The 5624-nt window shown below is 64.4% G+C and carries 11 protein-coding genes; 5 read left to right on the top strand and 6 right to left on the bottom strand.

Annotation, left to right across the window (positions count from 1 at the left end):
• Positions 1-117 precede the first annotated feature (117 nt).
• The 6 genes from A5789_RS04600 to A5789_RS04580 all read right to left on the bottom strand — a co-directional run bounded on the left by A5789_RS04600 (position 118) and on the right by A5789_RS04580 (position 1760).
• Positions 118-372 (bottom strand): hypothetical protein, encoded by a 255-nt coding sequence (locus A5789_RS04600; protein ID WP_064927141.1) that lies wholly within the window; start codon positions 370-372, stop codon positions 118-120.
• A complete protein-coding gene (locus A5789_RS04595) occupies positions 369-704 on the bottom strand; it encodes a hypothetical protein (protein WP_064927139.1) in 336 nt (111 codons plus the stop codon). The genes A5789_RS04600 and A5789_RS04595 overlap by 4 nt, the downstream gene beginning before the upstream one ends.
• Positions 701-847, bottom strand: a complete 147-nt coding sequence (locus A5789_RS36285) for a hypothetical protein (protein WP_156772986.1) — start codon at positions 845-847, stop codon at positions 701-703. Before A5789_RS36285 ends, A5789_RS04595 begins: the two co-directional genes overlap by 4 nt.
• A gap of 69 nt (positions 848-916) precedes the next feature.
• Positions 917-1186 (bottom strand): hypothetical protein, encoded by a 270-nt coding sequence (locus tag A5789_RS04590; protein ID WP_064927137.1) that lies wholly within the window; start codon positions 1184-1186, stop codon positions 917-919.
• Positions 1183-1437, bottom strand: coding sequence for a hypothetical protein (locus A5789_RS04585; protein ID WP_064927135.1), 255 nt, complete (start codon positions 1435-1437; stop codon positions 1183-1185). The genes A5789_RS04590 and A5789_RS04585 overlap by 4 nt, the downstream gene beginning before the upstream one ends.
• Positions 1434-1760, bottom strand: coding sequence for a hypothetical protein (locus A5789_RS04580; protein WP_064927133.1), 327 nt, complete (start codon positions 1758-1760; stop codon positions 1434-1436). The genes A5789_RS04585 and A5789_RS04580 overlap by 4 nt, the downstream gene beginning before the upstream one ends.
• A gap of 171 nt (positions 1761-1931) precedes the next feature.
• Between A5789_RS04580 and A5789_RS04575 the strand changes: the two genes are divergently transcribed.
• The 5 genes from A5789_RS04575 (at position 1932) to A5789_RS36280 (ending at position 5324) form a co-directional block, all read left to right on the top strand.
• Positions 1932-2144, top strand: coding sequence for a hypothetical protein (locus tag A5789_RS04575; RefSeq protein WP_156772985.1), 213 nt, complete (start codon positions 1932-1934; stop codon positions 2142-2144).
• A gap of 47 nt (positions 2145-2191) precedes the next feature.
• On the top strand, positions 2192-2404 hold the full coding sequence (locus tag A5789_RS04570) for a hypothetical protein (protein ID WP_064927129.1): 213 nt from the start codon (positions 2192-2194) through the stop codon (positions 2402-2404).
• On the top strand, positions 2401-3147 hold the full coding sequence (locus tag A5789_RS37180) for a hypothetical protein (RefSeq protein WP_064927127.1): 747 nt from the start codon (positions 2401-2403) through the stop codon (positions 3145-3147). Before A5789_RS04570 ends, A5789_RS37180 begins: the two co-directional genes overlap by 4 nt.
• A 47-nt stretch (positions 3148-3194) precedes the next feature.
• A complete protein-coding gene (locus A5789_RS04560; protein ID WP_197516551.1) occupies positions 3195-4796 on the top strand; it encodes an FtsK/SpoIIIE domain-containing protein in 1602 nt (533 codons plus the stop codon).
• 180 nt (positions 4797-4976) lie between these two features.
• Complete coding sequence (locus A5789_RS36280) at positions 4977-5324, top strand: hypothetical protein (RefSeq protein ID WP_156772983.1); 348 nt, start codon at positions 4977-4979, stop codon at positions 5322-5324.
• The last annotated feature ends 300 nt before the right edge of the window (positions 5325-5624 follow it).

Here is a 5624-nt window from a genome sequence, read left to right as displayed (position 1 = left end):
GGCGGTGATCTGCGGGCCGAGGTCGGCGGTGATGTATCGGTTCGGCATTTCTGCCCCTTTCGGTGATGATGGGGGCGCGGGACCGGACATCTAAGCCATGTCCGGTCCCGCGCCAGTTCAGACGCGGATGCGCCCGCTATCGGGGACCAGGTGACCGTGTTCGGTCAGGACGGTAACCGCGGTCCAGCGGATAAGGCACTCGAAACGATCGGTCGCGCATTCGCGGTGCTCACGCATCACTTCGTGTGCCTGAGCCACGGTCAGCGGCCCCGAATCGCTGTGCGCCCACTTCGACGGTGTCCAGCACTGGTCACGCACCGCGCCGGGCAACAGCCACTGCCGCAGGGCGGCGTCGATATCGATGACGGTCATCGGCGGGCCCCCGTGCGGCGGCCGGCCTTCTTCGCGCCGGTGTCGATGTCGTCGCGGTCGTGCCACGCCAGCGCGTGAGCGCTGCACAGCAGCAGTTCCGGCCCGCCGTGGAACGCCCGCTTCTGGCGGGCCTTCGCCCGAGGCCCGTACTTGCCGTGGCTCTCGTGCTGCAGCGCCGCGCACTCGTCGCAGTCGCCGCGGGAACGCGTGAGCTGATCCCAGGTGGGCTTGTCCTGCGCAGTGGCCCGATACAGCGGCGCGTCGTAGGTCTGCGACAACGGGGCGGTGTTGTCAGCCACCACACGCAGCGCCGGGCGGGTCGCGGTGGTCATCGCTGCACCACCTCCGGGCCGTCCTCGGTGTGGTCGAGCACCGCCACGACACGCGTGGCCATCGGTTCGCCGTCGAAGACGAAGATGTCGCCAGGATCGGTGGGCCACTCGTACACGACATGGGCTGTAGTCGTTTTGGCCATGAGATCTCCCGTTCGTAGATTGGTGACCGGGGACCGTGCCAGGTAGCAGCTGGCACGGTCCCCTTGCTGTCAGAGCTGGAAGGGATGCACCGCGAGCGTCGGCGCGTCGATCTGGGCCTGGCGGTGACGGCGCATGGTCGCCAGCGCGGTCCGGGTGATCGGGCACTGACCGGCGTGATTGCCGTGTTCGTCCAGCACCGTGCGGGCCTCGGGAACCGTCAACGGCAACGGATCCGAGCAATCCCACGGCGAGATCCGCCACTCGTCGGTCATCGGGTGATAGCCGAGAGTCTTCTTCTTCGGCGCGGCCTTGCCGATCACCTTGTCCAGCAGCATCATCGCGACGCCTCCTCGGTCTCGACCGGCACGAACGCGGCACCGGTGAGCCGCTTTCCGGTCATGACGGTTCCCCGGTTCGGATAGGTGGTCTGGCCCTGGTAGGTCTGCTCGATCACCAGGCACGCGATCCGCGTGTCGCTGACCACCTCGAGCACCCGCAGCGTGCGGACGTTGTCCTCGCGCCGGTCCCGGATCAGGGACCCGGCCCGGATCACCCGGCCGTTGCGGGGGTTCCGGTATTCGCCGCTCACGCCTGCGCTCCCTTCGTCTCGGACATGACGAAGGGGACGACGGTGGGCGAGTAGCTCGCCGGGCCGTAGGTGTCGATCACCGCGCGCTGGATGTTGTTGCGCATCCGGGTGGCCTCGGCCTCGGTGCGATACAGCGCGGGGCCGTCGGTGGCGACCTCGCGAGCGTCGGTCACCGGCTCGTGCCAGTACGTCCCGTTGGGCAGCTTGATCGCCCATCCGGTCCAGATCCGGCCCAGGCCCAGATCCTGCTCCTCGACGCTCTGCGCGCCTCGGTCCACCGGCATGTAGGGGATCGCTTCGTGTTCGCGTACGTCTGCGTTCACGTGTCTTCCTTCCTTGCGGTCCTGCGGAAGTGGCCTGTTGGCCACCCGCATTGAAGATGTTACCATGTTATCGTGTGGTCATGGTAACCCCCAAGGAGGGCGAGATGAAAGAGACCAATGCAAATGCGAACCCCCACGTCAGAGCTGATGTCAGCGCGGCACCATGCAACCATGGTCACTATGACCGCGCTCCGCAAAGACTGGCCCCAGCGGCAATTCCGCCTGGACGACCCGACGATGAAGACGCTGCGCGTCAAGCTCGCGAACGAGGAAGAGAAGTTCCAGGGCGTGATGGAATCGCTGGCCCGCGGCTACATCGCCGGCCTGATCGATCTGGCGGCCGTTCGCGAGGAACTCGCCACTCGCGGCCTCTTGCCCGAGTAACCGCGCTCGTCGTCGGGGCAGCTGCTACCTGCCTCGACCTGTACGCGGTGCGTCTGGTTCCCCCGTTCCTGATCCTGGCCGCGGCGTTCGTCTTCGCTCTGCGTGCCGATCAGATGGAGTTGTGCACGCTGCTGGCGTTCCCGATCGGTGGCCTGGTCACCGCGTACTTCTTCATGGCGGTTCCGGTGATCCGCTACGACCGCATGATTCGCCGGCGCGCTCGCGCTGTCCGCGCTGCCCGAGAGGCGGCCGTGCGATGAGCAACAACAAGCGCAATTACGACTGCAGCACCGCCAAGTCCCTGCTCCAGGGCGGCGGGATGCTCGCAGGGACGGGCGTGTTCGCCCTGGTCCGGACCGGGCACTTCCACCCCGAGGTCGTCGCCGGATGGGTCGACCCCGTCCTGTCGATGGCCCCCACGCTCGCGTTCGCCGTTTTCGGCGCTCTCGCCGCGATCGGGGTGTTCCTGCTCGTCCTGCGCGGTGGCCGCGCCGCTCTGCGGACCTGGTGGGCCTACCGCCGCCGCTGGGCGCCGGTCATGGTCGAGTACGGCCTGACCACCAAGGTGAACGGCACCCTGAAAGCGCCTCGCCTGCAACGCATCACCAGCGACGACGCGATCGACGTGCTGACCGTGCGGATGCTGCCCGGCCAGACCGTCACCGACTGGCACGGCAAGGCCGCCCAGCTGGCCTCGGCGTTCGGCGCGGTCGACGGCCGCGTCAGCTTCGGGGTCGACCCGGCCCGGGACGTGGATCTGATGCTGCTGCGCGGCGGCAACCGCGTCGGCGCTCGCGAACTGACCGCCGGCAACCGGCCGCCGCTGGCACTGCCCAGCACCCCGATCGGGCGCCCGACGACCGCGCGGCTGTCCGGATTCGCCTTGCGGATCGGCATGGCCCGCCTGGTGGTCACCGACCACCACGGCATCGATCACACCGTCTGGGGCTGGTGGGCCCGTGGCCGATGGGGGGTGCGCGAGTGGAGACCGATCCCGGCCTGATCGGCATCGGAGCCGCATTCGGGGGAATCATCGCGACGTTTGGAGGAATGGTGTCTTACAAGGTGACCGAGAATTTCGGCGCACCAGGCTGGATGGGCCTGGCCGTGCCGGGCGGGGCCGTGGCCCTGGGCGCCGCCGCCAAGGTGCGCCAGCACCTCGGTGGCCGCCGCCGGGCCGCCGATCACGCCACAGCCGCGGAACGGGTCTTCGCCGGCCATCTCGCTCAGCTCCCCGAATCGCTGTGGCTGCCGCTGCACCGGCTGGCGCAGCCGTGGGAGGCCTGCCAGCTCTGGACCGAACCGAAGCTCTCCCTCGGCCGCAAGCCGAGCCTGACCGAGCCCGCGGGCGTCTACCCGGTGCTGCTGCCGCACCTCACCGGGAATCCGCCCGACCCCGGGTTCTGGCGGACCGAGATCGGCGTGCGGGTCCGGCTGCTGATGCCCCAGGGCTGGACCCGCGCCGACTTCGAAGCCAAGGCGGAGAACATCGCCAGCGCGCTGAACATCCCGCGCGTGCGGGTGGTCGACGCCATGGCACAGCAGATCCAGATCGATCTCATCGTGCGCGACCCCATCACCGAGGTGATGCACTCGCCGCTGTACATGAGCCTGCCGACGTCCGACGGCGGGGAGACCCACATCTTCGCCCCGGCCGCGCCGACCAGCTGCCACCAGGACGTGTGGCTGGGCGTGACCGAATACGGCGACGACGCCACGGTCAACTTCGCCAAGGGCGTTCACCGGGCGGTCCAGGGCGCGACCCGCACCGGCAAGTCGATCACGCTGAACGCCATGATCGCCGCGTCCATGGCGATGGAAGACACCGTGACCGTCGTCATCGACCCGAACGCGGCCACCGTGCTCCCGTGGTGGCAGAGCGCCGATTACGTCTGCGATTCGCTGGATCCCGCCGACGCGTGCAAGACCCTGCAGATCGTTCTCGACGCGATGTACGAGCGCAAGCAGCTGTTCGCGAAGATGCGCACCGACCGCATCACCGAGTTCTCCCCCGAGCTGAAGCTGTGGAAGATCTTCATCGACGAGGTATCGAACTACGAAGGCGACAAAGAGTTCTCGGCGATGCTGAAAAAGGTCGCCAAGCAGGCCGCGAAGTACGGCGGACGCCTCACCCTGGCCGATCAGAAACTGTCGGCCGAAGCGTTGTCGACGGCGGTCCGAACGAACCTGCTCGACCGGATCAGCCACCGCGTCTCCAGCCGTCAGGACTTCGACCACCTGTTCCCTGACGCCACGGAGTACCGGGAGGAAGTCCGAAAGCCGTCCTTCCCTCAGGGCGTCGCGATCATCTCGCTGATGTCCCACGCGGAACCGGTGCGCGCCCGCATGGCGTACCTGCCGACCGAGGTCTGCTTCGACCTCGGCGACCAGATGGTCGCCGAACACGGCGCGAAGCGCCCGCCGTACGGAGCCCTCGAGCTGCCCGCCGGCCACAGCGACACCCTCACTCCGACACTCGTCAGCGACCCGTCAGCGAACACGCCGAAGGCAGGCGGAACCAAGCCGAAGCGGCACGTTCCGACCGCTCCCAGGAAACCGCCTCGCCCGCCAAAATTGGTGCTACTCAACAACAATGAGACCAAAGGCGCCGATGCGGCTCCGGCGCAACCGACCGCTGCCGAGACCCCGTAGATCGACGTTCAAGCCTGGTAGCGGCTCTATAGCAACCTATCCGCTACCAGACCACGACAAGGCGACTACACGACTACACGACAAGGCGATAAAACGACATGGAATAAAGTATCCAAGTACTCACCACACCTTGAACTGATACAATTGAGACAACAACAGCGACCCAGGAGGGATAGAGAAGTGACCACACCATCTCACCAGTACGACGCACGTAAGACGAATGTCACACTCAGCAGGCAGAAACGGCGCGAGTTCAAACGTCTTCTGCTCGACATCGAGGAAGATGAGGATTTCCCCATCGAGTTGAAGGAGTCCCACTGCTTGGAAGCAGCGGTAGATTTGATCTTGCAGGCATCGACTCCGGAACGAATTGCCGCAGAAGCAAAAGATTCCAATCTCAATGAGGAAGATGCAAAAACCCTCGAAGAATCCTATGAATGGTTCATGGATCGATTTCGGGAAAAACTTCGCGGCGTGATTGATGAGCGAATTGCAAGTGACAAACGGCGACCCGAAAACAAGATGTAAAAAGAGGAATTGAGATATATGAGAATGTCAGTTAGACGAATCGACGCAACCGGAGAATTGCAGAATCGTCAAACTGAGATTCAATCACTCGAATTTCTCTCTCGAAATGGCGGCGATGCAGAAATGCATTTTGCCGCCATTTCTAAATCATCAAACTTTCAAAATTGACGATTTAGCATTTCGAGAAATTGACAGAAATGTATTTAAATAAATCGACAATTTGAATTCTGGATTTATTTATAAATTTGTAATTCCGCATTTTATTTAAAGAATTAAAGCATTAATGATTCCCCACCTTCT

This window comes from Nocardia sp. 852002-51101_SCH5132738 (assembly GCF_001665695.1).
GTDB lineage: Bacteria > Actinomycetota > Actinomycetes > Mycobacteriales > Mycobacteriaceae > Nocardia > Nocardia nova.
The sequence above is the reverse complement of the archived record's forward strand: the minus strand, read 5'-3'. Positions and strand labels throughout refer to the sequence as shown.